This window comes from Sphingomonas zeicaulis, from assembly GCF_050433225.1.
Classification (GTDB): Bacteria; Pseudomonadota; Alphaproteobacteria; order Sphingomonadales; family Sphingomonadaceae; genus Sphingomonas_D; species Sphingomonas_D zeicaulis.
In genome coordinates, this window is record NZ_JBNPXQ010000001.1 from 265,264 (window position 1) to 291,326 (window position 26,063).

At 67.0% G+C, this 26,063-nt stretch carries 32 protein-coding genes and 1 pseudogene; 8 read left to right on the top strand and 25 right to left on the bottom strand.

The features are described 5' to 3' along the window. Positions 1-22: 22 nt before the first annotated feature. A complete protein-coding gene (locus tag FHS96_RS01355; protein ID WP_429587458.1) occupies positions 23-589 on the bottom strand; it encodes a TetR/AcrR family transcriptional regulator in 567 nt (188 codons plus the stop codon). A 235-nt stretch (positions 590-824) separates the two neighbouring features. On the opposite strand from FHS96_RS01355, the pseudogene arr reads away from it, so the two are divergent. Beyond that, positions 825-1,235 (top strand): annotated as a pseudogene (gene arr, locus FHS96_RS01360) (NAD(+)--rifampin ADP-ribosyltransferase). 115 nt (positions 1,236-1,350) lie between these two features. Then, on the top strand, positions 1,351-1,659 hold the full coding sequence (locus tag FHS96_RS01365) for a DUF1905 domain-containing protein (protein WP_429587460.1): 309 nt from the start codon (positions 1,351-1,353) through the stop codon (positions 1,657-1,659). On the opposite strand, the gene FHS96_RS01370 is transcribed toward FHS96_RS01365, so the two are convergent. From FHS96_RS01370 to FHS96_RS01380, 3 genes are all read right to left on the bottom strand, one after another. After that, positions 1,656-2,279 (bottom strand): hypothetical protein, encoded by a 624-nt coding sequence (locus tag FHS96_RS01370; protein ID WP_429587461.1) that lies wholly within the window; start codon positions 2,277-2,279, stop codon positions 1,656-1,658. The two genes, FHS96_RS01365 and FHS96_RS01370, sit on opposite strands and share 4 nt — an antisense overlap. Positions 2,280-2,443: 164 nt before the next feature. Next, positions 2,444-4,525: a TonB-dependent receptor domain-containing protein gene (locus FHS96_RS01375; RefSeq protein WP_429587463.1), complete on the bottom strand. Its 2,082-nt coding sequence runs from the start codon at positions 4,523-4,525 to the stop codon at positions 2,444-2,446. Positions 4,526-4,814: 289 nt separating this feature from the next. Further along, positions 4,815-6,869, bottom strand: coding sequence for a prolyl oligopeptidase family serine peptidase (locus FHS96_RS01380; RefSeq protein WP_429587465.1), 2,055 nt, complete (start codon positions 6,867-6,869; stop codon positions 4,815-4,817). 500 nt (positions 6,870-7,369) lie between these two features. On the opposite strand from FHS96_RS01380, the gene FHS96_RS01385 reads away from it, so the two are divergent. Continuing rightward, positions 7,370-7,537: a hypothetical protein gene (locus FHS96_RS01385; RefSeq protein ID WP_429587467.1), complete on the top strand. Its 168-nt coding sequence runs from the start codon at positions 7,370-7,372 to the stop codon at positions 7,535-7,537. After that, on the top strand, positions 7,485-7,688 hold the full coding sequence (locus tag FHS96_RS01390) for a hypothetical protein (RefSeq protein WP_429587469.1): 204 nt from the start codon (positions 7,485-7,487) through the stop codon (positions 7,686-7,688). The genes FHS96_RS01385 and FHS96_RS01390 overlap by 53 nt, the downstream gene beginning before the upstream one ends. Positions 7,689-7,730: 42 nt before the next feature. On the opposite strand, the gene FHS96_RS01395 is transcribed toward FHS96_RS01390, so the two are convergent. Genes FHS96_RS01395 through FHS96_RS01410 form a run of 4 tightly spaced genes read right to left on the bottom strand, consistent with a single transcriptional unit; the run spans position 7,731 to position 8,642 of the window. Continuing rightward, a complete protein-coding gene (locus tag FHS96_RS01395; RefSeq protein WP_429587471.1) occupies positions 7,731-7,916 on the bottom strand; it encodes a hypothetical protein in 186 nt (61 codons plus the stop codon). A 5-nt stretch (positions 7,917-7,921) separates the two neighbouring features. Beyond that, the gene (locus FHS96_RS01400; protein WP_429587472.1) at positions 7,922-8,200 is read right to left on the bottom strand and encodes an AMP-binding enzyme; all 279 of its coding nucleotides are present in this window, start codon (positions 8,198-8,200) and stop codon (positions 7,922-7,924) included. Next, the gene (locus tag FHS96_RS01405; RefSeq protein WP_429587474.1) at positions 8,197-8,337 is read right to left on the bottom strand and encodes a hypothetical protein; all 141 of its coding nucleotides are present in this window, start codon (positions 8,335-8,337) and stop codon (positions 8,197-8,199) included. The genes FHS96_RS01400 and FHS96_RS01405 overlap by 4 nt, the downstream gene beginning before the upstream one ends. After that, positions 8,319-8,642 carry a hypothetical protein gene (locus FHS96_RS01410; protein WP_429587476.1) on the bottom strand — a complete coding sequence of 108 codons (324 nt, stop codon included), beginning with the start codon at positions 8,640-8,642 and terminating at the stop codon, positions 8,319-8,321. The genes FHS96_RS01405 and FHS96_RS01410 overlap by 19 nt, the downstream gene beginning before the upstream one ends. On the opposite strand from FHS96_RS01410, the gene FHS96_RS01415 reads away from it, so the two are divergent. Beyond that, the gene (locus FHS96_RS01415) at positions 8,641-9,378 is read left to right on the top strand and encodes a Crp/Fnr family transcriptional regulator (RefSeq protein ID WP_429587478.1); all 738 of its coding nucleotides are present in this window, start codon (positions 8,641-8,643) and stop codon (positions 9,376-9,378) included. The genes FHS96_RS01410 and FHS96_RS01415 overlap by 2 nt on opposite strands. 7 nt (positions 9,379-9,385) lie before the next feature. On the opposite strand, the gene FHS96_RS01420 is transcribed toward FHS96_RS01415, so the two are convergent. The 3 genes from FHS96_RS01420 to FHS96_RS01430 are packed head-to-tail and all read right to left on the bottom strand — an operon-like array spanning position 9,386 to position 13,214. Continuing rightward, entirely contained in the window at positions 9,386-11,008 is a 1,623-nt protein-coding gene (locus FHS96_RS01420) for a TRAFs-binding domain-containing protein (RefSeq protein WP_429587479.1), read from the bottom strand. Positions 11,009-11,052: 44 nt separating this feature from the next. Beyond that, a complete protein-coding gene (locus FHS96_RS01425; RefSeq protein ID WP_429587481.1) occupies positions 11,053-11,631 on the bottom strand; it encodes a hypothetical protein in 579 nt (192 codons plus the stop codon). Beyond that, positions 11,628-13,214 carry a TIR domain-containing protein gene (locus tag FHS96_RS01430; RefSeq protein WP_429587483.1) on the bottom strand — a complete coding sequence of 529 codons (1,587 nt, stop codon included), beginning with the start codon at positions 13,212-13,214 and terminating at the stop codon, positions 11,628-11,630. Before FHS96_RS01430 ends, FHS96_RS01425 begins: the two co-directional genes overlap by 4 nt. A 182-nt stretch (positions 13,215-13,396) precedes the next feature. On the opposite strand from FHS96_RS01430, the gene FHS96_RS01435 reads away from it, so the two are divergent. After that, positions 13,397-13,666: a hypothetical protein gene (locus FHS96_RS01435; protein WP_429587484.1), complete on the top strand. Its 270-nt coding sequence runs from the start codon at positions 13,397-13,399 to the stop codon at positions 13,664-13,666. A 361-nt stretch (positions 13,667-14,027) separates the two neighbouring features. Here FHS96_RS01435 and FHS96_RS01440 read toward each other — a convergent pair whose 3' ends face one another. From FHS96_RS01440 to FHS96_RS01460, 5 genes are all read right to left on the bottom strand, one after another. Further along, complete coding sequence (locus tag FHS96_RS01440) at positions 14,028-14,708, bottom strand: hypothetical protein (protein ID WP_429587486.1); 681 nt, start codon at positions 14,706-14,708, stop codon at positions 14,028-14,030. A gap of 24 nt (positions 14,709-14,732) precedes the next feature. Beyond that, entirely contained in the window at positions 14,733-16,748 is a 2,016-nt protein-coding gene (locus tag FHS96_RS01445; RefSeq protein ID WP_429587487.1) for a hypothetical protein, read from the bottom strand. Beyond that, entirely contained in the window at positions 16,748-18,250 is a 1,503-nt protein-coding gene (locus tag FHS96_RS01450; RefSeq protein WP_429587488.1) for a hypothetical protein, read from the bottom strand. The genes FHS96_RS01445 and FHS96_RS01450 overlap by 1 nt, the downstream gene beginning before the upstream one ends. A 79-nt stretch (positions 18,251-18,329) precedes the next feature. Further along, positions 18,330-18,971 carry a TPR end-of-group domain-containing protein gene (locus FHS96_RS01455; protein WP_429587490.1) on the bottom strand — a complete coding sequence of 214 codons (642 nt, stop codon included), beginning with the start codon at positions 18,969-18,971 and terminating at the stop codon, positions 18,330-18,332. 336 nt (positions 18,972-19,307) lie between these two features. Continuing rightward, on the bottom strand, positions 19,308-19,760 hold the full coding sequence (locus tag FHS96_RS01460; RefSeq protein ID WP_429587491.1) for a hypothetical protein: 453 nt from the start codon (positions 19,758-19,760) through the stop codon (positions 19,308-19,310). 164 nt (positions 19,761-19,924) lie between these two features. Here FHS96_RS01460 and FHS96_RS01465 point away from each other — a divergent pair, with 164 nt between their 5' ends. Then, positions 19,925-20,065 (top strand): hypothetical protein, encoded by a 141-nt coding sequence (locus FHS96_RS01465; protein WP_429587492.1) that lies wholly within the window; start codon positions 19,925-19,927, stop codon positions 20,063-20,065. Between the two features lie 3 nt (positions 20,066-20,068). On the opposite strand, the gene FHS96_RS01470 is transcribed toward FHS96_RS01465, so the two are convergent. The 6 genes from FHS96_RS01470 to FHS96_RS01495 form a co-directional block, all read right to left on the bottom strand. Then, entirely contained in the window at positions 20,069-20,410 is a 342-nt protein-coding gene (locus FHS96_RS01470; RefSeq protein ID WP_429587494.1) for a DUF3060 domain-containing protein, read from the bottom strand. A gap of 156 nt (positions 20,411-20,566) precedes the next feature. Then, complete coding sequence (locus FHS96_RS01475) at positions 20,567-21,031, bottom strand: nuclear transport factor 2 family protein (RefSeq protein ID WP_429587495.1); 465 nt, start codon at positions 21,029-21,031, stop codon at positions 20,567-20,569. Between the two features lie 83 nt (positions 21,032-21,114). Then, the gene (locus FHS96_RS01480; protein ID WP_429587496.1) at positions 21,115-21,423 is read right to left on the bottom strand and encodes a hypothetical protein; all 309 of its coding nucleotides are present in this window, start codon (positions 21,421-21,423) and stop codon (positions 21,115-21,117) included. A gap of 96 nt (positions 21,424-21,519) precedes the next feature. After that, positions 21,520-21,789 carry a hypothetical protein gene (locus tag FHS96_RS01485; protein ID WP_429587497.1) on the bottom strand — a complete coding sequence of 90 codons (270 nt, stop codon included), beginning with the start codon at positions 21,787-21,789 and terminating at the stop codon, positions 21,520-21,522. A 157-nt stretch (positions 21,790-21,946) separates the two neighbouring features. Further along, complete coding sequence (locus FHS96_RS01490; protein ID WP_429587498.1) at positions 21,947-22,159, bottom strand: DUF4287 domain-containing protein; 213 nt, start codon at positions 22,157-22,159, stop codon at positions 21,947-21,949. Between the two features lie 445 nt (positions 22,160-22,604). Further along, positions 22,605-22,943, bottom strand: coding sequence for a metalloregulator ArsR/SmtB family transcription factor (locus FHS96_RS01495; RefSeq protein ID WP_429587499.1), 339 nt, complete (start codon positions 22,941-22,943; stop codon positions 22,605-22,607). Positions 22,944-23,035: 92 nt separating this feature from the next. On the opposite strand from FHS96_RS01495, the gene FHS96_RS01500 reads away from it, so the two are divergent. Further along, positions 23,036-23,962, top strand: a complete 927-nt coding sequence (locus FHS96_RS01500; RefSeq protein ID WP_429587500.1) for an acyl-CoA desaturase — start codon at positions 23,036-23,038, stop codon at positions 23,960-23,962. 330 nt (positions 23,963-24,292) lie between these two features. Here the strand turns inward: FHS96_RS01500 and FHS96_RS01505 are convergent, their stop codons facing one another. From FHS96_RS01505 to FHS96_RS01515, 3 genes are all read right to left on the bottom strand, one after another. Continuing rightward, the gene (locus tag FHS96_RS01505; RefSeq protein WP_429587501.1) at positions 24,293-24,688 is read right to left on the bottom strand and encodes a hypothetical protein; all 396 of its coding nucleotides are present in this window, start codon (positions 24,686-24,688) and stop codon (positions 24,293-24,295) included. A 68-nt stretch (positions 24,689-24,756) separates the two neighbouring features. Continuing rightward, positions 24,757-25,440, bottom strand: a complete 684-nt coding sequence (locus FHS96_RS01510; protein WP_429587503.1) for a hypothetical protein — start codon at positions 25,438-25,440, stop codon at positions 24,757-24,759. A gap of 174 nt (positions 25,441-25,614) precedes the next feature. Continuing rightward, complete coding sequence (locus tag FHS96_RS01515) at positions 25,615-26,013, bottom strand: VOC family protein (RefSeq protein ID WP_429587505.1); 399 nt, start codon at positions 26,011-26,013, stop codon at positions 25,615-25,617. Between the last annotated feature and the right edge of the window lie 50 nt (positions 26,014-26,063).

Sequence of the window (26,063 nt, forward strand, 5' to 3'; positions counted from 1 at the left end):
ACTGCACAAAAAAAATAGGCCGTCAGCGCAGCGCTCTTTTGGTCATCTCGCCCAGCGCCCGCATCTGTTCCGGCTCCGTGCCCGCGCGCGCGGCGATGCGGATGCCGGCAAAGCTCGCAACCATGTATGTGGCGACGATATCCGGATCGATATCGGCGGGAATGTCACCCTGCTCCTGCGCCGCCTCGACCTGCGCGATCACCGCGGCGCGCAATCCGCGATCCGCGGCGCCCGTAATCTCGGCAAGTTCAGGGCGCGAGCAACCGAACTCGGCGATCGATCCGACGCCCAGACAGGGCAGTGCGGCATCGGCGACGACGCGATCGATCATGGCGTGCAATCCGTCGATGGCGCGCGTGCCCGAAGTCATCGCCGCGCGATGCGCGCTGATCTCGCCCTGGCTGTAGCGCCGCAGCGCGCGTTGATAGAGCAGCCATTTGTCGCCGAACGTGTCGTAAAGGCTCTGCCGGCCGATGCCCATCGCGTCGACCAGCATCTGCGCAGACGTGCCCTCGAAGCCATGCTCGCGGAACACGCCGATTGCGGCGTCCAGCGCAGTATCCGAATCGAAGGCCTTGGGTCTCGCCACGCGAACGGCCTATCGGTTATGGAACGTTTGTTCAAGATAAATCGGGGTGTGTCCGTCATGGAACATGCGGGCGCCTACCGGCCGCTGCCGAACCGGGTCCTGAAGCTGGAGGAAGGGGGAGGGCGGCGGTGCGCCTCTTGCCACTATCATCGTCTAACCCATGGCGGGGCTTGCGGCAAGCCGGGGTGCCAGGTCCATGAACCTTGCCCTCGATTCGCTTCATGAGAGGGAGAACATGGCAATGACACAGGATCAGGGCGGCCTTTTCTATCATGGCACCCGCGCCGATCTGCGCTAAGGCGATCTGATTGTCGCCGGCCACCTATCCAATTTCGGCACGCGCAAGCCGTCCTCTTGGGTCTACCTCACCGCCACGCTCGATGCCGCGATCTGGGGTGCCGAACTGGCGCAGGGTGCGGGACGCGGGCGGATCTATATCGTCGAGCCGACCGGACCGATCGTCGACGATCCCAACCTCACCGACAAGAAGTTCCCCGGCAACCCCACCCGATCTTACCGGTCTCGCGAACCGCTGCGCGTGATCGGCGAGGTGCGGGAATGGCAGGGGCATTCGCCCGAGCGGCTGCAGGAGATGCTGGACGCGCTCGCACGGCTGCGGGCCGAGGGGGTGGAGGCGATCGATTGAGGTGAAAGCCAGCTTTTTCCTCTCCGAGCTTTGCTCGGGGAGGAAAATGGTCCGCGCCTTTCGTCCACCGGCGTGACGCGATACGAACCAGCAGCGCACAGCAGGAGAGGCGGCAGTGCTGGACGAGGACTTCCTGTTCGAAGGCCCGGTGATCCATTGGCGCGGGCCGGCGCCCTTCTTCTTCGTTGCGGTGCCGGCGGAGCTGGTCGAGGCGATCCGGCACGCCGCGCGGTCGCTCAGCTATGGCTGGGGCGTCGTGCCGGTCATGGCGCGGATCGGCGATGCGCCGCTGTTCGGCACGTCGCTGTTTCCGCGCGATGGCGGCTATCTGTTGCCGCTGAAGGATGTCGTGCGGCGGCAGGCCGGGGTCGAACCGGGGGATCTGGTTGCGATCAGCATGCAACTGGGCAAGCTGAAGCGCTAAACCGGCTCTACCGCGATCACATAGTCATGGCCGTGGCGCAGCCCGCCTTCGGCCTCCACCATCGCCAGTCCGCGGGCGCGCAGCGCCTCGCCATGCGCCGTCATCGCGTCGGCGAGGGCGCGGTCCTCCAACCGGGCGAGGCGGGGCGCGCACATGTCGATCTGGCCATCCACGAAGCGCGCCTTGTAGCGGATCGGGAAGCGCTTGCTGGCGATGACCCCGAAGCCCGCGGCTGCGAGCTGCGCGGTCACCCAGCCCAAAGGATATTCGCGATAGGCGCGCTCGCCGGCGAGCAGCAGGCAGGCGTCGCGAAAGCGGCCGATCTCCCACACCATGCGGCCTGCCGGCGTCGCCGGTTCCTCATGCACGTAGGGTTCGAGGCCGGTCAGGTAGAGCCGCCCGCCGACAAGCGGGCGCAGGCGCCTGAACAGGTCGGCCTGGAAATAGGGCGCGAAACCTTCGATCGCGCCGAGCAGATAGTCGGCGAGCACGGTGTCGAAGCGTTCGCCCGCAAGCAAGGTCGGGTCCGCCCAGTTGGCGACGATCAGCCGGTCCTGCGCGCGGCGGGCCGGCGCCACCGCATCGCGCACCTGCGCGGCATGGCCGGTCGCCCCGGTCACCGCGACCCAGCGCGGCGTGTCGAGCCCTGCGACCCAACCGATCGAATGGGTGCCGGTGCCCGCATCGAGGAAGGATCCCCAGGGCCGGTCGCCCTGGAGATCCTCGATGTAGCGGAACAGAGCGGAGGCGGTGCGCGGCGCCGCCCCCGTGACGATCGCGCTGCTCAGAACGCGGTCCTCAGCCCGAACACCACGTTGCGCCCGCGCAGAGGCGCCGCGTCGCGGATGAACGAGGCGTGGTTGAACGCCAGTTCGTTGGTCAGGTTGTTGGCACGCACGAACAGCTCCGCATTGGCCGCCTGACCGAAGTCGAGGCGATAGGCGATGGTCGCGTTGACCATGTCATAGCCCGGCGTCCGCGTCTCGTAGGAGGCGGTCTTGTCCTGCTCGAACACATGATAATATTCGGCATCGAGCGTGAAGCCTCCGATATGCGCGTCGGCGCGCGCGCCCAGCCGGGCCGCCGGAATGCGCGGCAGGTTGCCGAGATCGTCCTTCAGCTTGGCCCGCACATAATCGCCGAAGGCAGAGGCGGCGAATTGCGGGGTGAACTGGTGGCGGATCTCGCCGTCGATCCCGGTGAAGGTGGCGTCCGCGCCGATATAGCGGATCAGGCGGAAATCCTCGAACTGGTCGAGCGTCTCGGCGTAGATGTAGTTGTCGAATTCCTGATGATAGGCGCCGATCGTGAAGGTGGTGGCGCCGGCCTTCTTGCGGAATGTCAGGTTGATCGAATGCGCGGTCTCCTCGTCGAGCGAGGCCTGGGTGCCGAGCCGGCGGCTGCCGGTGATCAGGCCGAGCTCATAGGTGTTGGTCGCCAGGTGAACGCCATTGGCATAGAGTTCCTGCGCATTGGGTGCGCGCTGCGAGCGTGCCAGCGAAAGCGCCAGCGAATAATCGCCCGCAAAATCCCAGATCGCCGCGCCGGAAACCGAGAAGGGATTGTGCTTCACGCCGGGGTCGATCGTGCTCGCCGGATCGATTTCCTGCCATTCCTGCCGCGCCGCGAATTCAAGGCGGACGGCGCCGAGCGGCAATGTTTCCATCAGGAACAGCGCGGTGTTGGTGGTCTCGGTATCGAGCAGGAAGGCTTCCTCGCCGATCGCGCGGAAGTCGCTTTCCCAGCGCTGTACGCCGAACACGCCGCGCAGGCCGGCGATCGGCTTGTGCGTCAGTTCGAAGCGGAGGTCATAGCCCTTGTTGCGGAAGGTCGTCGCGACCTCGTCATGCTCAAGCTCGTCATGCTCATAATCGGTGAAGGCGAGGCGGAAGCGCATCTTCTCGAAGCCCGGTAGCGGATCGCGATAATCGCTGCGGATGTCGAAGCGCTGGCTGCGCAGCTTCACATAGGGCACCTCCTCATGCTCTTCGTCATGATCATGGTCGTGATCATGGCCATCTTCCTCATGGTCGTGGCCGCCGCAGTGCAGGCTGGCGCCGTGCGGGTGGCAGCCCTCATAATCATGGCTGTGCCCGGGCAGACCATATTCGCTGCGCTGGCGGGTATAGGCGACGCCGAGATAGCCGTCCGCGCCGATCCATGACGCGCCGAGGCTGACGGTCGAGGTGTCGTTATAGGATCCGTCGACATGGCGCTCGCCGACGCCGGAGGGCACGCGATAATCGTCCGAGCGGCGATAGACGCCTTCGGCGCGCAGCGCGATCTGGCCGACGCCCGCGGTCACCCCGCCCACCACGGTGCGCTCGTCGTCGGCGGTGCCCAGCCGGCCCTCGATCGCGCCGGAAATGCCGCCGTCGGGCAATGCGGTCGGCACCTTCTCGTCGATCAGGTTGACCGCGCCGCCGATCGCGCCGCTGCCGTAGAGCAGGGTCGCGGGGCCGCGCAGCACCTCGATACCGCGCAGCAGCAGCGGTTCCGCCGCGACATTATGGTCGGGGGAGATGGTGGAGGCATCCTGGATCTGCGCGCTGTCGCTCAGCACCTGCACGCGCGGCGCGGTCTGGCCGCGGATCACCGGACGGCTGGCGCCGCCGCCGAAATTCTCGACATTGATGCCGGGCTGGCCCGCCAGCGTCTCGCCGAGCGTCGCGGCGCGGCGATGGATCAGTTCCTCGCCGGTCAGCGCCAGCACCGGCGTCGCCGTCTCGTCCGAGCGCTGCTCCAGCGCGGACGCGGTAATGACGATATCTCCCTCGGTATGATGGCTGCCGGCCTGTGCCGCAGCGACACCCGGAACCCCTGCAATCGCCGACGCCGCGCACAGGAGATGAACTCGATTTCTCACGCCTGACCCCTTTGTGTTAGATGCGGGGCCTCTTACGGCAATGTTATAACGTTACTCAATGTTAAGAGAGGGGCGGGAAATGCTTTGTAACGCAAGCCCCTTTTTCCTCCCCGGCCCGCAGCGTCGGGGAGGGGGACCGCCGCCGTAAGGCGGTGGTGGAGGGGCCGGCTCCGAGCCTTTCTCTCGAACGTCTTACGATCAAAATGCTCCGGCGCCGGCCCCTCCACCACGCGCTACGCGCGCGGTCCCCCTCCCCGAGCGAAGCTCGGGGAGGGCAAGGTGGTGCCGTTTACTTCTTGTCCGTCCGGTACCGGTCGAACCACGCCAAGATCGCCGACGCCTTCGCGGCCGATTGCGAGGGCCGCGCGGTGAAGCCGCCGTGGCTGGCGCCGGTCACCTTGACCAGCGCGGTCGGCACGCCGCGGATCTGCAGCGCGGCATAATATTGCTCGGATTCGCTGACCGGGGTGCGATAATCTTCGCTGCCGACGACGACCAGGGTCGGCGTCTTGACGTTGCCGACGAGGCTGAGCGGCGAGCGCGCCCAATAGCTCATCGGATCCTCCCAGGGCTGCTTCCGGAACCAGTAGCGCGAGGTGAAGCCGCTGGCGTCCATCGTCAGCGCCTCGCTGATCCAGTTGATCACGGGCTTCTGCGTCGCCGCCGCCTTGAAGCGGTCGGTCTTGCCGACGATCCAGCTGGTCAGCACGCCGCCGCCAGATCCGCCGGTGACGAACAGATTGTCGGGATCGGCGGTGCCGGTGGCGATCGCGGCGTCGACGGCGGCGATCAGGTCGTCATAATCCTCGCTCGGGTAATTCTTGTCGATCAGGTTGGCGAATTCGGCGCCATAGGAGGTGCTGCCGCGCGGATTGGCATAGACCACCGCATAACCCGCCGCCGCATAGAGCTGGTAATCGGTCGCGAACACCGATGCATAGGCGGTGTGCGGGCCGCCATGGATCTCCAGGATGGTCGGCACGCGCTTGCCGGCGACATGGCCCGGCGGCAGCACGATCCACGCATCGATCTTGCGCCCGTCCTTCGCGGTCACCGCCAGCGGCTCGACGCGTGCCATCGCCTTGCCGGCCATCAGCGTGTCGTTGAGACGGGTCAGCCGCTTGCCGCCGACATAGACGTCCGCCGGGCGGGTGGGATCGCTGCTGGTATAGGCGACGGTGCCGCCGTCCGACACGGAGAAGCTGCCGCCGGTATAGGGCCGGTCGAGCCCGCCGCCGGCGAGGTCGTCGGCAACCACGGTCAGCCGCCCGTCGAGCGTGATCCGGGCGACCTTCTTCTTGGCATGATCGTCATAGGAGACATAGAGGCTGCGCCCGTCCTTCGCCCAGACGATGGTCTCGATCTCGCGATCGAGCGTGGCGGTCAGCGGGCGGACATTGCCGCCGTCGCGATCCATCACATAGAGCTGCGACACCGCGTAGCTGGTATATTTGTCGTCGAAGCCGAGATAGGCGATGCGCTGCCCATCGGGGGAGACTGCGGGCGACGCATCGGGGCCATAACGGGTGGTGAGCTTGGTCAGCGCGCCGCTGGCGATGTCGACGCTGTAGATGTCGCTGTCATTGGGTTCGCGTTCCCAGTCCGCGCGGCGGTTGGCGGCGAAGACGATGCTGCGGCCATCGCGCGACCAGGAGAGGGGTCCGAAATCGTCGAATGCGCCCCAAGTGATCTGGCGCGGGCCACCGCCATCGGCGGAGACGATGAAGACATGGTCGTTGCCGGGCTTCAGATAGCCGCCGCCATCGGCGCGATAGGTGACGCGATCGATCACCTCCAGCGGCTCGGCCCATTTGGCGCCTTCCGGCTTGGGCGGGGCGCTGCCCAAAGTCGTCGGCGTGCCGGGCACGCGCATCGTATAGGCGATCTGGCTGCCGTCCGGCGACCAGGCGATCGCCTGCGGGCTATCCGGCAGGCCGGTGATCCGCGCGGTCTCGCCGGTCGCCATCCAGCGCACATAAAGCTGCGGCGAGCCCCCCTCACCGGTGGCGACATAGGCGAGGCGGCGACCGTCGGCGGACCAGCGCGGGCTGAAATAGCTGCCCGATCCCGCGGCCAGCGGCTCCTGCGCGCCGGTCTTCACGTCGACCAGCCAGATCGTCTGGCGCATGCGATCCTGCATCACGTCGCCGGAGCGGCGGACATAGGCGATGCGCGTGCCATCGGGGCTGATCTGCGGGTCGCTGGCCTGTTCCAGCGCGAACAGATCGCTGCCGGTGAACAGCCGCGACGGCGCCTGCGCGGCGGGTGGCGCCGGCGGTTGCTGCTGGGCGAGGGAGGTGGTCGCGCTGCCGGCGAGCAGCAGTGCGAGCGTGATGCGGAGCATGGGAGTCCCCTTGTTCATTGTGGTTGGCGGGGAATCTGCCGGGGCGATGGCGCGTGGCAAGCGCTAATCGACGGATTGCGTGGCGGGGGAAGGGGTTGTGGCTGGGGGAATGAAAAAAAGCCACCGCCCGGTGCGTGCCGGACGGCGGCTCTTCCCCACAGCGTTGCATTCGAAGAAGCGCGGTATTGCTCTCCCGCACTTGGCGGGACTGCTGCGACACCAGGCGATGTCGGATCGGCGCGAAGATTGATGGCGCGCGGCCAAGCTCCGCTGATCTCGGCGGTACGCCCGGACCAAGCCAGAGCCCTGGTCCACTGCGATTGAAGCTGGGGTCGGCTCGGATCCAAGTCGCTCGGACCAACATGGGATCAGATGGTTCGGCGCCGGCCCCTCCACCACCCGCTGGCGCGGGCGGTCCCCCTTCCCGTTCCGGGGAGGACATCTCGGATCGCGGCTAACAACAACCAAAAACCCCACATGGCCACCACGGGAGAGGCATGATGTTTGATGCAGCCAAGCGCCAGGAATGGGCGCGGATGTGGCCCTTGCCGTTCGTGGCGATGCTGGGCGTTGCCCGCGCGGGCGTCTTCGCCCTTTCCAGCGGCGTGTTCATGGATGCTGGCGGTAACCTCGATCGGCGGCTCGATCGTGGCTGGTGCGCTTTATGACGTCGCCGGATCCTACACCCTGTTCCTGACCGTGCTGGTGCCGCTGACGATCATCGGCGCGGGGCTGGTGAGCCTGGTGGGCAATGCGCGGACGGCCGGGGAGGCGGCGCCGCCGGTTGGCGCGGTGCCGGGGGCGGCGTCGGGCGGGTGATGACATTTGGCCCCTCCCCTGAAGGGGAGGGGCCAACCCCTCTCAATCCGCCTTCTTCGCCTCAATCTTCCCCACCGTCGCCCGCACGCGCTTCGCCACCGCAGGGCCGAACGCGCCGACGATGAAGAAGTCGATCCGGGACTCCAGCCGATCGCGCGAGGGTGCGGCGCTTTCCCAATTGGAGTAGGTGAGGATCGGCGCGTTGCCGAGGATCAGGTCGATGAACAATTCGGCTATGCGATTGCTGGAAGCATCCGACTATTCGGTCGCATGGGACGAGCGGTCGCCGGTCCCTGGCTCCCAGCGGTCGTCAAGACCAAGGGGGACACGGGTGCCGGAACCTCCTTGCGCGCGATCGCGGCATAGGCGCGGGGCACCACCGCGGCGACCACCAACTGTCCGCACTCCTCATCTGGCAGGCCGACGACATAGGCCGAGTGCACGCCTTCCAACTGCTGCATCTCCATCTCGACCTCGGCGGGGGAGACGTTGGATCCCGCGGATTTGATCATGTCGCCGTCGCGCCCGACGAAATGGACGCGGCCGCCCTCCACCAACCCGAGATCGCCGGTGCGGTAATGCCATCGAGCGTGAAGCAGGCCGATCGCTCCACCTTGTGCAGCCCGGCGGTCACCGGATAGCCGCGCACCTGGATCTCGCTGGTCTCGCCATCGCTGACCGGCCGGCCTCGTCGGCGACGCGCAGTTCATAGCCGTCGGCAACATTGTCGATCGGCGCGCACAGCCGCCGTTCCGCGCGCAACTCGTTGCCGAATGAATAGGAGCCCATCGTCTCGCTCATTCCCAGCGCCCACAACGGCGGCTGGAAGGCAAGCCTGGCGAGGTCATCCGCGCTCAGCACCGTGCCCATCGCGGTCAGGCTGTTGGTATAGGTGCCCTCGGTGCAGACCGAGGTCGCGCCCGCCACCAGCCCCGGCAGCAGGAACAGCATCATGCCGCCCACCCAGCACATCTCCCACCTACCCAAGCCGCACGAAATGTCCGATCATGCCCCGATGATCGAGGGGGAAATCGAGAAGGCTGCTGCTGCCTTCGGCTGTTCGCTGGAGACATCGCACGCGTTGATGGCGCAGGCGCGGTGTCAGGCGCACGGCGCGCGGACCATATTGGTGCGGCAGGGCGAACGGGAGGAGGAGGTGATCCTCATGCTGTTCGGGCGTGCGCGCGCGGTGATGATGACGGTGGACGGGCGCTCGTTCCGGCTGGGCGATTATAAGGTCGGCGACCTGTTAGGCGCGGTCGAACGCGGCGAGAGCCAGCGCGCGGAGGTGACCGCGATGGAAGCGACCGAAACCGCGCGCTTTCCTGCGCCGGCCTTCTTCGAGCTGGCAGAGCGGTACAATTGCGTCGCGCTTACCCTGTCCCGCTCGCTGCTGCGGCAGATCGCGCATCTTTCGGACCTGCTGGGCGCCCGCGTCAGCCTCTCCGCGGTGGGGCGCGTCTATGCGGAACTCGCGCGATTGGCGGATGCCGCGAACGACGCAGACCGGCCCGGCGTGCAGCGGGTAAGCCCGTTGCCGACGGTCACCGAACTGGCCTCACGCGCGCAGACGACACGCGAAACCGCATCGCGCGCGCTCAGCGCCTTGGAGCGGCGCCAGATCGTCGAACGGCGCGGGGTGGCACTGGAGATCGTGTCGCGGCGGCGGCTGGATGAACTGATCGTGTGAGAGGCGTTTACGCCTCGATCGCTATCACGCTGTACAGGTCCATATCCTCGCGTTGGGCGCTGCCCGGCAGTTCGCCGATGAATTCCATGCGCGCCGCCACGCTGCCCACGCCGCGCGCGGCGGCGGCGAAGGTGCCGCTGGCGAGGATGGCGCCGGCGCCGGCAAGTTCGGCGATGCGTTCGGCGATCTCGAAGGCGGGGCCGGCCAGCACCGTCGCGGCTTCCATGCCATCCGCCCCGTTGCCGATCTCCGCGGCGATGCCGATGTGCAGCCCCAGCCGGATCGGGCCGGGCGCCGCGGCACGCAGCGCGAGCGCGGCGGCGAGCGCGTCGGCGGGGTTGCGCCAGGCGATCAGCAGCCGGCTCGACGTCCAGCGCGGCGGGGCGGCCGGCGGCGCCGCGGCGAGCAGCGGGGCGGTGGCGGCAAGCAGCTCGTCCGCGCCGGCGAGGGCGGCGAGGCGGGGCGCACCCTGCGTGCCCGGCGCCACCGCAAGGATCGCGACCAGGTGGAGCCGGTCCGCCTGTGCCGGCGCCGGGCAGTCGGTGCGCGCGCTGGCGATGATGTGCTGGCGGCGGCCGGCGCTGCGCCACAGCCCGGCGCTGCGCGCGCTCTGGCCGGCCGGCAGGATCTGGCCGTCGCCGGGCGCGGCGGGGCCGATCACCAGTTGCACCGCTTCGGATTGGAGCGTCGCCGCGTTCATCACCGCGCGGCCGGTGGCGACGAGGTCGGTCAGCCCCACGAGCAGCGCGAAGCCGCTGTCGCCGGCATCCTTCGCTCCGTCGATGACGATGGTCTGCATCGCGGCGTCCAGCGCCGCATCGAAGCGGCGCACCCAATGCTCACCATGCGGGCGCACCGATCGCTCGACGAAATCGGCGATGTCGAGCGGCAATATGAGGTTGAGTTCGCCACCGCGTGCGAGCAGCCGTTCGGCGACGAGGATATCCGCCCCCGCGGCAAGCGCGCCATAGCCGAAGCCGATGCCCTCCGTGTCGAGGATATGGTCGATTTGCGCGACGATCTCGGCCTCGGGCAGGCTGAGCGCGAGATGGCCGGTATAATGGAGGCTGCGCGGCGGGCGCAGCGGATCGAGCCAGCCGGCATCGGCGCCACGTTCGCGCAGGATCGCGGCGAACTGGCGCAGGGTGGAGGCATGATCTTCCCACGCCTGCGGGGCCGCGGCGATCGCGCGGGCCAGCGCCGCCTTCGCGCCGGCGTCATCGCCCTTCAGCAGCAGCGCTTCCGCCTCGGTGGCGGTCAGCCAATAAGGGGTTTCGTCCGGCACGCCCTCTGCGATCAGGCTTAGCACCTCATCCGCGCGGCTTACCGATTCCGCGCGGTCGCCTGCGATCAGCGCCAAGGTCGCCGCGTTGATCAGGGGGTAGGGGGCGGGCTGGCGCGCAGCCGATGCGGCATAGGCATTGCCTGCGCGCCGCGCCTTTTCCTGCCGCGCTGCGCCACGCGCGAGCAGCGCCTCGTCCTTCAGCAGCCGCCCTTTGAGGTTGAGGATCGCGGGGTCGTCGTCGACCCCGTCAAACCCCGCCGCGTGGAACATCTGCCAGGCATGGTCGAGCGCCCCGCTGCGCGCCGTTGCGATGATGCGGAAGATGGCGGGGCTGGACGCTGTCATGCTCTATCCTGGCGAATTGGGCAGTGATCGGATGGCGGCGGGGATCAGATCGGATGGGGGATGAGTTGCGCGCCGGGGTATCGCACGCCCGGATCGAAGATGACGGGGAGGCGGCCCGTCGATGGCGCGCCGCCGATCGAAACATTCTGGATCAGGTCGATATTATAGTCGACGAGATCATGATATTGGGTGGTCCCGACCGGCGGCTTCACCTTGACCGCGAAGCGCGCATAGACGCAGTCCGGGATCGGCGTGACGCTGCCCTGGCCCGCCGGGTCATAATGCATTATGCCGCCATAACGCAGCGCCGGGAACTTCTTGAGGTCGAAGGCGGGGACGACGTCGCTGAAGCGCATGTTCAGCAGTTCGTGGAAGCCGATATACACCCAGCTATCGCCGTTGAGCACGATATCCAGCGGCTCCTCGCCGATCGCAGGCTTCGCCGTCGCCGGCTTGGTGAGCATGAAGTTGTGCGCGTCCGCTTCGGTCCCGAAGATCTGCCCGGTGAAATATTCGAAGGCCAGGCTGACCGGCGTCGAAGCCGCACCGATCGTGAGGCAGATATGGTCGGGGGTTGCGCTGAACCCGGTCGGTAGCGCGGCGGAAATCGGAATGTTGGTCACTCAAGCGTCCCCTTGGTCTCTAACTGCGAAAGCAAGCGTTCGACACGCTTGCCGTGCGCCGCCCATGTCGCATTGGCAGGGTCGAATGCGCGCATCGCTGTGATCGCCTTCTGCGCGTCGAGCAGCCGCGCTCGTGCTTCGGTTGTACGGTTGGTCTTTGCCTCGATCCTGGCGACGCTGAATGCGGTCACGACCGCGATCTCTCGGAGGTCCATATTGCGGGGGTCGCCGGCGAGCAGTCGGTCGGTGATCTTTGCCTGTGCAAGATACTGCACTTCGGCTTCCTTGAACTCGCCAACCATCATCAGCGCGCCCGCCAGCCAGGCATGGTAATTGCCGACCTCTATCATCACCGCATCCCGCTCGGCTGGCGCGGTGCGGCGGGCAACATCCTGCATCAGCGCAAGCGCGCTGCGACAGATGGACACCCGCGCTTGCGGTGCGGCGTTCTTGTCGTCCTGGCTTACTGTGCAGAGATTGCCGTCGGCATAGGCGACTTCCTGCCGATAGGTCAGGTTCTCGGGCTCGATCGCGACCAGACGCCGCGCCAATCTGCGATAGGCCTCGAAATAGACACGCGCGGTTGCCGGATCCTTGCCCTTCAGCGCCGCGAAGCCCAGCCAGAACTCGCTTTGCGCATGGCCGAAGATGCGATTCTTGTCGTCGGGCGCTCGCGCCAGCAACGCGGCGGTGGCCCGATGCGCCTCCCGCCATTTGGATACGGCGCGGTCGAGATGGCCTGCATTCTCCTCGTCGGCGCCCATCAGGTGGAGCAGCCGCGCGCGGCGTTCGATTGAATCGGCGGGCAGCGCCTCCAGATCCTGCGCGGCATAATAGGCATGCGCGCGATCGTTGACGCTGCCCAGCACGTCCAGCCGGCCCACGCCCCTGAGCTTGCCGCGAAGATCGGTCAGCATGAATTCCACCAGGCCCTCCGCCCGGTCGCGTTCCGCGCTGGCCTGACGCTTCGCATCGACAGCCACCACCGCGACCGCCGCGAAGATCAGCATGAGCAGCACCGAAAGCAGCGTGACGGCAATCACGCGACGCATCCGCCGCTGCGCATCGCGCCGCACCAGCGCATCCAGCGGCACCCCCGCAATGCCCGCGACCAGCTTGAGCAGCCCGTAGCGCTCGCCATCGCCCACGGGGTTGAAGTCGGCCGCAATCGGTTCGCCGTCGCCGAACAGGTCTGCCAGGCAGGATGGATCGGCGCCGGGCACCAGCGCGGCCAGGATCGGCCGGCCGGGTGCCACCGTCCTGAACATCTCGATCTCACGCCGCACCCAACGCGATTGCGCCGCGGCGGGGGAGCACAGGATGATCAGGCTGCTGGCCTCGGTGAGCGCGCGACCCACTTCCTCGCTGAGGTCGGCCGCGGCGGGAAGCTCTTCGCGATCGCGAAAGATCGGCGTCAATGTGGGCGGCAGCGGACCGAGCAGGGTCGGCTGGCCGACGATCGCCCGCGGAATGCGCCAGGTTTCCAACCGCCGGTGCAGCCGCGCCGCAAATCGCGCATCCTTATGGCTGTAGCTCAGAAAAGCGCGATAGCGCGTGCCGATCACGGCCCGAGTTGCGTCCATTTCTGTCAGCCCCCCCGAGCACGTTCTGCGATGCGGCGGCAAACTCTCAGGAATCGTGCCGCGATGCAATGAATATGCGTGCGCGTGACGGCCGTCACGCGCAAAGCCCGCTCCGAATCGCCAGATTGTCTCAACCGGATCGAACGAAAGGGTGTGTGGCATCCGGAAGAGTGGGGAGAATTATGATACCATCTGATCTGACGCGCGAGGAAGAGGCCGGGTTGCGAGCGGTCCTGCAATCGCTGGGTTTGCGCACCGACGGCGACATCGAGACCGTGGTTGCGGCGGCGCTGCCCGAATTGTTCGGACGATACTGGCCGATCGCGCGGCGAATATTGGACGCGATCATCGGCATCCCGATGATTCCGCAAGGCGTGCAGGAATGGCTGACGGGGGTGACGCGCTTCCTGGACATGATGTCGAAGCTGATCCGCCGCGGGTCGACGCATTGATGGATTGAAGGATTGAACCATCGGCCCTTGCCCGTGGGGGGCAGGATCGGGCCGTGGTTTCGTGGGGGGGACGCGCGCGGGGGCGTGCGAGCATCGGGATCCGGTTCCCGCAGGCTTCGCTACACCGTGCCGTCTCTCCGCCCCTTGATTGGGGTGGAGCCCGGCGCGTCCGTGGCATTCCGGTACGTGTAGACCAGACCGTATCGAAACGCCGCGGACGCGCAAGGGCGGACGGTTAGGGGAGCGGTTCCCCCTCTCCGGTGCAGCAGCGCCGGGGAGGGGGGATTGCGTTGTGGGCGGGCCATCGCCCGCGGTCGCCTCGCCGAGCGAAGCTCGGAGAGGGCGAAGAAAGGCCGTTACCTTACAGCGCCACCGCGCGCGGTTCGCTGGTTTCGGCGGCGTCGGGGCCGCGCACCTTGGCAGCGCTCATCAGCGCCGGAAGGCTTTTGGCGACGCCACCCAGACCCTTCACCTGCAAGCCCAGCAGCGAGCCCGCGGTCTTGAGCTGGCCGACGCGCGAGATCATCTGCGGGTTGCCGCTGGCACTGCTGACCATGCCCGGCGCCTGATCCGCCAGCTTCACGTCGCGCGCGAGGCCGATCGCGAGGTTGCCGACCGCGACCGAGATCAGATCCTTCTGCTTCTTGTCCGACGCCTGATAGGCGGCGGCGACATCCGCCGAGAGATCCTTGCGTTCGTTGAGTACCGCCATGTCCTTCTTGAAGTCGGCGGTGTGGGCGTTGAGCTCGCCGATCGACTGCGCGTTCTGCAGTGCGTCGATCTGCGCCTTGCGGCTGGCCATCTGGGTGCGATCGGTGACCGCCTGCGCGAGCAATGCGGCGGAGATCATGACATTCTTGGTCGACAGCGTGGCGTTCTGCAGGAAACCGTCCGGATCGGAGGCGACGCTGCTGCTGGAGCCGCCAAGGCCCAGCTTGTTCTTCGCGGCGCCCAGCGGGTTGAGGCCGCCGAATTGCGCAAAACCCTGTGCGGGCAGCGAGAGCGCGAGGGTGGCGGCAAGCATCAAGACAGTCTTCTTCACGAAAATACCCCTTCGTTGCAGATGTCAGTTGACGGGTTTGAGGGTGGCGGCGGCACTGATCGCGAGCGGCAGTGCGTTGGCCATGAGATCCTGTTCGAGCATTGCCGAGCGGCTCGGCGCGGCGGTGTCCGCCGGCACCTCGGTGGCGGAGAGCGTCGCCTGCAGGCCTTGCCCGGCCACCTTGGATTGGCCGCGCATCAGCGTGTAGCCCACGGTCATGCCATATTGCGCGCCGCCCTTTCCGGCGGCGGGCTCGAAGGCGATCACCGGCCGGAAGCATTGATCGGTCGTAACAGGCTGCGCCGGCGCGAACGTGTCCCACCCCGCGAAGTCGGTGCGGTAGCGCGCGAGCAGCGCGGGCAGGCTGGCAAGCCGCACCGGCGCGGCGAACTGGCCGGCGAAGGCGCTTTCGGCGGCGATCGACCACCAGCCCGTTGCCACCGATCCGCGATTGTCGACCGGGGTCGCGCACTGCACCAGCGGGCTGCGCGCGAGCAGCGGCTTGCCCGCCTGGTCGATCGCGACGACATCCTTGGCGCGCAGCGAGATCTTCGCGGCATCGGCGTTGACCGCGATCAGCCCGCCATCCGCCAGTTCGACGGTGCGCACGACACCGACCGGCGCGAACACCGGTCCATCGATGCCGGGCTTGCGCCCCTCGTTGCGCAACACCACCAGCTGTGCGCCCAGCGGCAGCGCGCCGCCCTTGTCGGTGATGAGGATGCGATCATTGCCGGCATTGCCGATCGGCAGTTGCAGCGGTTGCGGCTTGAACTTCGCCAGCTTGGCGGCGGCATCGATCAGCGCGTTGCGGACCACGGTATCGCGCCGCTGGTCGGGCGAGAAGCGGGTGTCGCCGGAGACCTGGTCGGTGATCAGGCCGGTGCCGTGCGCCGAATAGACGACGCGGCCCGAGCGATCGACGAGATCGACGAAGGCATCCGCCTGGTGCCGCTCGATGGTGACGCCGGGGATGTTGCTGGCGAACACCGCGGACGGCAGCGGCACTACCGAGACGCGCGCGACATAGTCGGGCAGCGCACGCTGGCGCCCGGCCTCCGCGCCCGCTTCGCCGACCGCGGCAGAGCGCAGACGGGCGAAGCCGGGGGCGACCGGCATCGGCGCGAAGCCGCCGCCGGCACCCAGCGCATCCTGCAGGATCTCGGTGAGGTAGAGGCGGCCATAGCCCCGCGGCATCTGATCGAAGGCGACCAGCACCGAAGGCTTGGCAAGCAGCTCCACCGGCGTCACCGCGGTGCGCGTCAGCACCTGGCCTTCCTGATAGTCGCCCAGCAGCGGGCGGACGATCGCATAGCCGGCGCCGGCATAGGCGACCTCGCCCTCGGCGACGTCGCTGCCCACCGACGCGCCGGCGCGGATGCCCTGCGCGCGGCCGCGATCGATCACGTAGCCGGCATCGACCTTGCCGACGATCTTCGCCGATTGCGCATAGGGCTTCCACGCGCCCGCCGCCTCGGTGACCAGCGCCTGCATCGTCGCGTCGAGATGCGCCGGCAGTTCGGCGCGCAGCCGCTTCTCGACCTCGGCGGTGGGATAGACGCCCTGGCCGACCGCGGAGCGCGAGCGGGTGAAGACGACCTCGCCGGTATCGGCATTGGTGATGTCGAGCGTCAGCGTCACCGGCAGGAAACCGTCGGTACCGGCCTGCTTGTCCACCTGCCACATTGTCGCGCGGGTGAGGCGCAGCGAGGCGATCAAGGTCGCCTTCAGCCGCGCATTGGGGGTGGTGCCGGCGGGCAGCGACTGCGCGAACTTGGCTTCTGCGCCTGGAAAACGCGCGAGCATCGCTTGCTGGAAACGCTCGGCGAGTTGCGCCTGCGCGGCCGCCACCGTCGAACAGAATTCAGGCGCGATCATCGCGGCTTCGAGCCCGGCCTCGGTGCCACAGCTCTGCGCATCGAAACCATAGACGCCGCGCACCGCCCAGACGTGCGGCGCCGATACCTGTGCCGCGGCGGGGGCGGTGGCGGCGAGGGTCGCCCCCACCGCCACGCCTGCGAGCATGATCGGCCGGCGCATTACCGCGCCCCGCAGCCGGAGAGGCAAAGCAGCACGCTGCGGCCGTTGGCGGTCGACTGCATGTTGGCGAAGCCGGGGCGGCCGCGCAGCTTCTGGTAGAGCGCGAGCTGCAGCGGCACCGATCCGGCATAGCGCACGGTGAAGCGCATCTCGTTGCCCGCCTGCGAGACGAAGTTCTGGCTCTCCACGCCCTGCGTCGCCTGCAACGCATCGAGGATGTCGGCCTGCATCGCCATGTCGAGCCGGTCCGAACGCAGGGTCAGCGCATAGTCGTTGAGCTGCTGGGTGTTCTGGCCGCGCGCGGCCTCCGTATTGGCGATGCGGCGCCAGTAGTTCTGGATGCGCGGGCCGATCGAGGTGGCCGCCGCCAGCGCCAGCCGCTTGGCGACGACGCCCTCGCACAGTTCCGGCGTGGTCGCGCGCGCCTCGGCATTCACCGTGTCGCTGCCGATGTCGCGGCCGTCGGCGGTGGCCGACGCACTGGCATCGAGCGTGCCGGTGCACACCGCCTCGCCCGTCGCCGGATCGCGGCCGGCATGGGTGATGTTCATCGTGCCGCCCATGAAGAAGGGGGCGTTGCGGCTCTGCAGGCTGTCGAGAAAGCCCTGGTAGCGGGCGTCGCGCTTGAGCATGTCGTAGCGCGGCGGCTCGCCGTTGAAATAGCCCGAGAGCGCTGCCCAGGAATCCGCGAAGGCGACACCATAATCGCTCAGCGACCCGCGCAGCGCCGCCATGCCGGTATCCGCGGCGGAGCCCTGCGGCGGGCGCTGCCAGATGGTGTGGCGGCGATAGCGCACGCGATCATATTCGGATGCGCGCACGTCGCTCCTGCTCGCGCTGGCGGAGGAACTGCGCGACGCGGCGGAGGCGCTGTTGGCATAGCCACCGACCTCGCGGCCCGAATAGCCCGGGCCATCCTCCGCTGCGCCATAGCCGCCGGCGCTGCGCACGCTGACGCCGCTCGCCGATTTGCTTTTCGAGACCTGCGCGGATTGCGCGCTGATCGCCGCCCCGGAATCGCGCTGATAGTCGACCACTTCCTCGACCGGCTTGTCATAGTCGCGCGCGGCGCCGCTATTCTGGTCGAGCATCACGAAGATCAGGTAATTGTCGTTCATCGCGCGCTGCGACGAGCTGTCGATGCCCTTGTTGGAGAGCAGCCCGCGGAACCAGGCGCCGTCGATATCGGCGGTGAAGCGCACGTAGAAATCATTGCCCTCGCGGCCGCTCTCGCGATCCGTGATCATCTCCGGGCGGATCTGCGCGGCGAGATCGTCGATCGTGGCTGAGGGTACTTCGGACAGGCGCGGCGCACCGATCGTCGCCTCGAGCATCTGGATGACGACCGCGCGGCGCGCCTCGCGCTCGGCGCGCACGCGGATGGTCTCGACGTCGCGCGACTTGCCGATCGGCACGGTGCCGGTGCCGCTGACGACCTCGGCGGAAAGCGGGGCTGCGGCAAGCAGCAGCGGAAGCAACGACGCGCAAGCAAGCTTGGTCATTTCGCTATATCCTGTGAAAGGAAGATGGATGGGGCGACCGGGCGGCCGCCGGGATCATCGGAACGGGATCAGAATTCGGTCAGAAGTCACCGCTGAGGTCGACGTCCCCGGCGCGGACGACATCGTCGCCGATCTCGACATCGCCGGCGCGCATGGGTTTCAACGGCTTGAGCGGTTCGAGCGGCGCGATGCCGTCATCGCCCGCCGCCGACGCGGCGCGACGGGTGGGGGCCGCCGCTGGCGCGGGTGCCGTGCGCGGAGCCGCCGCGTCGGGGGTGGCCGCAGCGGGTGCGCCCGGTGCCACGGCGGCGACCTCCGGCACGTCGCTTTCCGCCACCGGGCGGTTGCCCTGCGCGGGCGTGCGCCCGGTGATCGCGGTGAAGCGCACGGTGCGGCGGATCTCGTCGAACGCGGGATCGCGCAAGGTGGTGCCGCTGCGGGCAAGCCCGGCATTGATCGCCTTTTCCAGCGCGGTCAGCGCACGGTTCTGGTTGCCCAGCAGCGCCTCTGCCCGTGCCAGTTCGAACAGCACCTCGGGATCGTCATCATGGCTGACCGCCAGCGCCCGCGCCTGTTCGACCGCCACGCCATAATCATGCGCGACGATCGCCGAACGGACCTGGGCCAACCCGGCCTTGGTATCCCCCGGCAGAAAGCTGCTCACCATTCCGCAGCCGGCCAGCAGCAGCGCCGAACAAGGCGCCAGCCATCGCATACTCATCGAACCCCCTCGGGTGCTTACTCCTGCTTGATGGGGGGATTACAACGGTAACGCGCCCGAGTCTGTGCAAAATATCACTTATGTTGAGCGGGTTGGTTGGGGCGGGGCGAGGGTGTGCGGGGCAGCGGAAATGCGGGACTTCGGGCATGTCTTCACCCATGCCGGCCACCATCGAAATCTTGTATTCTGTCCCCAGAACACGGCTACGTGCGTGAAGCGGGTGGTCTGAACGACTTTTCCTTTCAAGATGCGATTCTTGATCGGAGGTGCATGACCGACTTTGGCGCTATGCGCCCGTTTCCGGGCGACCGACAGACCCTGCCACGGGTCGCCCAATCATGTTGGCCGACGTCTTATCCGGGCGAGGATTGTGTGGGTCGCGATACCGATGAGAACAACCGAGATGCTCGCCGCCAGCGCGACTATCGGTGCATCCTTATTTCTCGCCGCAACCCCAGCAAGATATTCGGGCGTGTCGGGATCCGGGCAGTGCCCATCGGGGCAGGGGAGGATGGGGCCGCTGTTGAGGTGGTAAAGCAAGAATCCGATCAACGCTGCCGCTGTCAGCAGAAGTGCCCAGAGCACTCCCATGTTTAATTCCTGCTTCTCCGCTGCATCTTCAAGTATTCTCGACGCGACCACATCTGGCCACTCGACGCCGGCGGTTGCCAGCAGCGCCGAGGCCGCCTTCGCGTCATTTTGTTTGAGCGCTGCTTCAAAATCCTGTTGAAGCCCGGCAACTAAAAGTCGCTCTTTCGTGGTCGGAACAGGAAAGCCGCGCCGATGCATTCCATCGTTCTAGCTGGGTTGTCCCAGGTTCGGCAATCAGGTTTTCAGAGGGCGTGCCAATATTTCGGGGACACAATACGAAACTCTAAGACGTTCTCGACAAAGGCTCGCGTCCCCGGAGTTTCATATTGTGTCCCGAAATTAGCGCTGTCGGATGGGGTGAGATGATGCCGCTCTTCGCTGCTGTTGATACGATGGCGGTGGCGATGTCCGCCAGCGACCGCACGATCAGGGAAAACGCTCTTAACGCGATGTCGCGCAACGCCCCAGAGCCAGATCATGATGACGCGCTGGCGCCCTTTTGACGATCAGTTGGCCCGCAGCACCTGATTGCCCGCGCCGGTCGCCTGGACCTTCACCTTGGCGCCCTTCGGCGCGCTCCAGCGGATGCGGTTGCTGGCGCCGACGAGCGTGATCGTGCCGCCCGGGGCCATGTCGACCTGGATGATGTTGGAGGCGCCTTCCACCTCAAGCGCGGTACAGCCGCCCGCGATCGACAATTCATTGCTCGCGCCCTCGACGCGCAGGCTGCCGCCGTCGCAATCGAGCGTGTTGCGCTGGCCGGCGCCGCTGAACGTCTGGTCCGCTTCCGCGAACGCGGGCACGGCGATCACCGCCGCCGCAACGATCGCCAATCCGGTCTTGCGCATCAATCACCTCGTCGCCGTTTCGGGCAGGGAAAAACAGCCTGGCCGCGCATTCGTTCCGACGAGCGAGCCTGAACGGGCATGGAAGTCGGTCGGCGGTAGTGACCAAATGTCGCAAGGGACGGGGTGCAGTGTGGAAAGACAGGCATGAACCAGTCGTCATTTCGTCGCGGCCGCCGTGCGCGGTTTGGAGTGCCACAGCGCGTTGATGATGATCCAGCGGTCGCCATAGCGGCCCATGTGTAAATAATCGACGAACCAGGGCGTCTCCGCGCGCACCACCGCGGCTTCGCCGGTCACGTCGAGCAGCCGGCACGATCGGTCCCATTGCTCGCGCGGTGTCTTGAGCGCGCCCTCGCGCGTCAGCCCGACCAGTTCCTCCTTCGTCATCCGCTGCAGCCCGAGCCGCTCGTCCGGGGTATCGCCCGTCACCCGCCTCTTGGCGAGATCGGGGTGGAGCGCCCGCGCCACCCGCGCAATGTCACCCTCCAACTGGCCGTCGACATAGTCGAAGCAGGTCGCCTCGATCGCGGCGACGGTGGCGGGATCGAATGCTGCCGCTGCGGCGGGCGTGGTGGCGGCAGTCGCGGCGGCAAGCGCGATGAAGGGGGCGGGAAGGGGCATGGTGGGTGCTTTCGATCAGGCCGGCGAAGGCCTGAGGCTTCCACAGTTCGGCCGCCGCCGCCAGAGCGATCGTTACGGGTGCGTCACCCAACGGACCGCGCCCGCCACGCCGCCACGGCTGCGCTGACCTGCGGGCCGAGCGCGGTGGAGAGATCGCGCGCGGCGTAGGGCGAGTTGCTGCCGCGTGCGCCGGGCGCGCTCCGTTCGATCGCGGTGGCCAGACGGTCCATCGCGATGCGCCCCTCGCTGCGCCATGCGCGGCATTCGGCATCGTCGAGCGCGACCAGCCAGGAATAGCCGACGGCACCATGGTTGCAGTTGACGTCGAGATAATGGCGCCCGTCCTGCTCCAACAGGAACCAGTGGTGCGGGGCGTGATCGACGACGGTCATGGGGTTGGCCCGTGGGTCGGCGTCGTCCAGCGAGGGTCGTCGAACGCGATCATGCGATGCCTCCAGGGTGATACGGGCGCCGTCGCCACAAGCCCGTCAGCCGCCGATCACGATGGCCAGCGCCAGCGCGAAGGCAAGCGGGCCGAAGGCGACGAGCGCGATCGACGGCAGCGCCCACCGGCTCGCCCGCGCATAGAGGACGATGGACACGGCCAGAAAGCCAAGCAGGGATCCGGCGTAGATGCGAAAACCCCATGCGTTTCGGGCGAAGCAGGCGTCGATCTCGGCCTGCGTGCTGTTCAACTGGCACTCGCTCATCATGAAGGGGAAGGCGAAGATCAGCGCGGGGAGCAGCGCGAAGATCAAGAGCAGCCAGAATATCACGTTCCGCATTGTCGCGCGTTCCCCACCGAATAGCATGACGCAAGTGCCTGAATGTTCGCTACCCGGCGCAGGTTGCGGGGATGCGCTGTCGAACTTCCATCAGATCGCGCGAACCTGGCGCCCGTGGAAAGGTTGACGCTCAGCCTTTCTCCGCCGCCAATGTGTGCGCCACCAGCGCATTGGCATGGCCATGGCCCATGCCATGCTCGGTCTTCAGCATGGTGACCAGTTCCATATGCTTGGCGGGCAGCTTCTGGCGCACCAGTTCCTGCCATTCGGCGATCGGGCGGCCATAGGTCTTCTCGATGGACGGGAAATAGGATGCAGGGCCTTTGACTGATGCTTCCGCCATGGCTTCATAATCTCCGCACGCGCGATCTGGGTCAGGGGATGGTTCCTGATCTGCTGGAGCGCAAGAGCGGATTGCGGCGACTGAGCCGCTTCTGCCCAACCGCGCAGGGTGGCATCGTCAATTCCCGGCATGGCTGGCGAGCAGGAAACTTCCATGCGCCGAGGCTGATGGGCCATCCTGAGCAAGAGCGGCAAGCGCAATGCACGCCGTTTGCCGTCAGTCTTCGGAGCCGCAATCGTCCCGCCGCCTGGACCAGGGTTCACCCCTGCGGTGCGGGGTGCGGACCAGCCCGGCGGAATGTGGGAGATGTTCTCGACGTCGGGGTGCAAATCGACGATCTCCAACATGGTGACCAGCCGCGCCCGCGTGATGATCGAGTGGGGGCCGCCGGATGTACGCAACACATGGGAACGCGCGCAGCCGTGTGCAGGCAGGACGGCGTGCCTCAGTCGCGCTGCGATGCCTTTTCGGCGGAGGCCGCACTTTCCTTGGCCAGCCGCGCGCTTTCGGCTTTGAGCGGGCGGGAAACCGGGCAGACTTCCTGCAGATAGGTGTTGAGCGTGTTGGCCAGATTGTCCGCCACCAGCCGGTAGAACACGAACTGGCCGCGCTTCTCGCTGGTCACGAGGCCGGCATTTTCCAGCACCGTCAGATGCTGTGAGACCGCGGGCTTCGAGATCTCGAACCGCGCGGCGATCTCACCGGCGCTCAACTCGGCATGCGCCAGATAGGCCAGGATCTTCCGGCGCGGCGTGGAGGAGAGCGCTTCGAACACCTTCTGCATGTGGCGCATTTAAGGAATCAGCTAAGCGCTTGACAAGTGCAAGACGGGATTTAAGCAATAAGTTAAATAACGTCCTTGTGATGGAGGCTGCGATGACCGAGCCCTGCGGTGTCAACACGGTGGTCGAGCCCCCTGGCTGCAATGCGGTCGATGGCCGCGTGCGCTGGGATCCGGCACATTCGCTGTGGAACGGCGCGATGTTGGCCGGCACGCTTGCCGCGCCTTGGATGGCGACGCCGGGCGCGGTACTGCCGTTCGTAGTGCTGACCGGCGGTTCGCTGCTGCTCGGCCATAGCGTCGGATTCCATCGCCGGCTGATCCATCGCAGCTTCCAGTGCCCGCTGTGGCTGGAGCGCTTGCTCGTCTGGATCGGCACATTGGTCGGCATGGGCGGGCCGCTGTGGATGATCCGCACGCATGATTTGCGCGATTGGGCGCAGCGCCAGCCGCTGTGCCATCCCTATCTCGCGCACCGCCGGTCGATGCCGGTCGATGCCTGGTGGCAGCTCCATTGCCGGCTGGAACTGGAGCATCCGCCGCACTTCGATCTGGGCCGGGCGGGGCAGGACCGCTTCTATCGCTTCCTCGAGTCGAGCTGGATGGCGCAGCAACTGCCGCTGACGCTGCTGCTGTTCGTCGCCGGCGGCTGGCCCTATGTGCTGTGGGGCGTGTGCGCGCGCGTGTGCGTATCGGTGACGGGGCACTGGTTCATCGGCCATCTCGCGCACCGCCGCGGTCCGCAAAGCTGGCTGGTCGCGGGCGCGGGCGTGCAGGCGCATGACGTGCCCTGGGCGGCGATCCCGACAATGGGTGAGGCGTGGCACAACAATCATCATGCCTGGCCGGGATCGGCGCGGATCGGGCTGTATCCGGGGCAGAGCGACTGGGGCTATGCCTTCATCCGCATACTCGAACGCGCCGGGCTGGCGTGGGACGTGGTGGTGGCGGAGGATCTGCCGGAGCGGGCGGCGGTGCTGGTGCCGGCTCGCGGGCGGGCGGCAAACCGGCCTGGGCTGTAGCGCTAGGGAGGATGGCCGGTGCCGCTTCCACACACTCCTTGCCGTACCGATGCGTCGCGCCAGTTTCGGGGACATAATACAAAACTTTTGCAGCGACGCACGCCGTGGGCCGGTGGGTGCTGAGGTTGCGCGCTCATTGGCGGCGCAGGGATTGACGATCGAATCGTCGGGATACTGCTCCTCACAGCAGTGTGCGACATATCGACCAACCTGAGGCGATGGCTCATTTGTCTGGATCTTGCAGTGGTCGACCCATGCTGCTGGGCGTGTTGACCAAGTTTCCAGTAGTTTCGTCATAATCGGATAATGATAACCAGCAAGAACACGCGCCTATAGTCCCAGGCGGCGCCCCAATTTTCGCCACCAGGCTCTCCGATCGGTCGCAGCAAGGCCTTCGCCACCGAGGCGCGCGGCGGGCTGATTTCCGAAGAGGAGGTTCAGCGTTGCCTTGTTCAAGCCATCGGGGATCGGGATTTCGGCCGATGCGGAATCCTGAAGCACATCGTCGATGAGCACGCGCACCATCGTCGTACTCGCCCAGACGACCAGGCGATGCGGCGTACATTCGACCTCATCCAGCACATATTTTTGCGAATCGCCGGCTGGAACCAGGGTGACGGTCGACCGAACCGGGATAACAAACTCGTCTGCCCATGGTTCAAGCCACAGGCTGAGTTCGTCCGGGCCGGGATTGGAACAGCTCCAGCTACGATCGGCATTTGTCATCGAGGGCAGCATTTCACCCGCCGCGAATGTCCGCAAGCGCGCGCATTGAGCTACTCGTCCCGCCCAACTCACCCCGCGAACGGAATCTCCGCCACCCGGCGCGGCGTACCCGGCGGATAGCCTTCGCGGTCCTCCGCCACCAGCGTGCCGCGCATCGCATAGGCGAGGTGCGCCCAGAGCCGGTCCCACATCGGTGCGCGCACGCCGGCGCGATAACCGTCATGCTCGCTGAGCGCGCGGTTGCGCCAGCGGTCGGCGATGGCGGGGGCGACCAGCGCGAACAGCATCGTGTCGCCATCGGTCGCGTCGATCGAGAGCAGCGCCTTGCCGCGCGCGGCGATGTGCGCCTCCAGCTCGTGGGTCGCCTGCGCATAGCTTTCCCACGCGCGCGCCTGATACGCGGATAAGCCGCCCTCGCCGTCAGGGGGCGATCCGTCGATCATCGGGCCGAACACTGCCTTCGCTGCGGGCGGCAGGCCGGCGGGATCGATCACCCCGGCCTCCGCCAACAGCGCGAACAGTTCGTAGCTATATTTGTCTTCCACCGCGCTCAGCTTCTCCTTGCCGTCAAGCAGGTTGACGGTGGCGAGGAAGGCACGGTGGCGCGGCGGCCAGGCCTCGGCGCCGTAGAAGCCGATCGTTTCCAGATCGGTGGGCGGGGAGCCGAGGTAGCGTTCGGCGGTGGCGACGATCGCCGCGTCATTGCCTGAAAAGTCCCGCGCGAAGGCGATGATCGGATCTTCGGTGGGCATGGACACTCCCTGGGTCGCGTGGCCCAGCACCAGCAGTGGTGCGAGCATGATGGGGGCGGCAACCAGGGCCCGGCGGCTGGTGCGTGGTCCGGTCATCGCGAACGGGCACTCCCGGTGCGCTCGCAACACCATCTTTTCAAAGCGATTTTTGTTCCGCCCGCCGCCGCTGCGACCTCAACCCGGCCTATGCAGCGCGCACAGCTTGTTGCCGTCGGGATCGCGCACATAGCCCAGGTGCAGCGGGCCGAGTGCGCCGCCCTCGCGCAGGCCCGGCGGGTTCTCGATCGTGCTGCCGCCATGCGCCAGCGCGGCGTCGTGGAACGCCTGCACCTGTTCGGGCGAGCCGCATTTGAAGCCGATCGTGCCGCCATTGGCGCAGCAGGCAGCCTCGCCGTTGATCGGCTCGGAGACGCAGAACATCCCGCCGTCATGCGCATAGAACAGCCGGGCATGCCCGCTCGCGGCGACGTGGCGGAAAGGCTCGCCGGTGAAACCCAGCGTGCCAAGCACGGCATCGTAGAAACGCTTCGACCGGTCGAGATCGTTGGATCCGACCATGACATGGCTGAACATGATGTACCTCCCTAGAGGCGCGAAGCATGCGGACTGAACCGGCGGCGCGC